General features: G+C 67.9%; 1 protein-coding gene. It reads right to left on the reverse strand.

The window, feature by feature from the left end; genetic code table 11:
- Window positions 1–93 precede the first annotated feature (93 nt).
- Window positions 94–1,371 carry an IS701 family transposase gene (locus ACIHCX_RS38105; protein WP_400038011.1) on the reverse strand — a complete coding sequence of 426 codons (1,278 nt, stop codon included), beginning with the start codon at window positions 1,369–1,371 and terminating at the stop codon, window positions 94–96.
- Between the last annotated feature and the right edge of the window lie 53 nt (window positions 1,372–1,424).

Genomic DNA, 1,424 nt, shown 5'->3' on the forward strand with positions numbered 1-1,424 from the left:
TCCGTTAAGTTGCTCTGGCTCTTGGGTTTGGGCTGGTGGTGGACGTTCTGGGCAGCGGGCGGTGGCAGGTGGTGCAGGTGCCGGTCCAGCAGTTCAGCAGGTCTTGGATGGTGTCGAGGATCTGGTAGAGGGTGAGTCCGCTGTATCGGCTTTTGGGATCAGGCGCTGTTCCGTGAGGAATGCGTGGGCGGCGGTGACCAGGGTGACGTGGTGGTGCCACCCGGTCCAGGAGCGGCCCTCGAAGTGGTCCAGGCCCAGGCCGTGCTTGAGTTCCCGGTAATCGTGCTCGATGCGCCAGCGGATCTTGGCCAGGCGGACCAGTTCAGCCATCGAGGTGGCGGCGGGCAGGTTGGACAGCCAGTAGTCGGTGGGTGCTTCGGCGTCTTCGGGCCATTCGACCAGCAGCGTGACCTCGGGCAGGACACCGTTCCAGCAGCCTTCCCGCGCGGTGGCGGCGGCCCGGGCCAGGCGGCGGGATCGGATCCCGGCCGGCCACACCCGCAGGGCCAAAAAGCGTGAGCGCATCGGTCCGCGGGAGCCTTCCCGCCAGGTCACCTCGGTGAAGGCCTGCCGTCCACGGACGGCCGCCAGCGCGGCCACCGGGGAGGGCTTGTCCCGGTAGCGGGGCTGCGACTTGCTGCCGTTGCCCGACCAGGGCGGCGTGACCGGCTCGGCGTCGTGCGGGTGGACGGTCACATCCGAGCGGATGGCGACGACATAGCCGATGCCCCGGCTGTCCAGGCCGTCGCGGAAGTCGGCGTTCTGCCCATAGCCGGCGTCCGCCACCAGCACCGGCGGGACCATGCCCCACCCGGCCAGCTCATCGATGCTGTCCAAGGCCAGGCGCCACTTCTCCCGATGCCCTACCCCCGGTGGAATCCCGGTCTTGCACCGCCGTCCCGGATCGTCGACCCACTCCTGGGGGACGAACAACCGCCACTGCAGCGGACAGGACGCGGCATCGGAGACCGCATGCACGCTGACCGCGACCTGGCAGCTGGCCCGCTTGCCCAACGCCCCGCAGTACTGGCGCGCGACCGCCACCGACATCTTCCCGTCCTTGGGGAACGACACGTCATCGACCACCCAGGCATCTGGGCCGATCAGCGGCACCATGCGCTCCGCGATGCGCCGGAGCACCGGCATCGGATCCCAGGTCGACTGGTTCACGAACTGCTGCAGGTTCTGCTCGTTGCCGTCCGGCAGTCGCTCCGCCATCGGCTGGATCGACTTGCGCCGCCCATCCAGCATCAGCCCTCGCAGGTAGCAGTCACCCTTCGCCCGCTGATCCTTGCGTGGCACCGATGCGAAGACATCCGCTACGAATAACGCCAACTTCGCCCGAGCACGGTTCACTTCATGTGCGTCCACAACGTCCAACATGCCCCAAACAGGGCCGAGAAGACCTAACGGAGCCCTACTAG

The organism is Streptomyces sp. NPDC052043, from assembly GCF_044548235.1.
Lineage (GTDB): Bacteria > Actinomycetota > Actinomycetes > Streptomycetales > Streptomycetaceae > Streptomyces.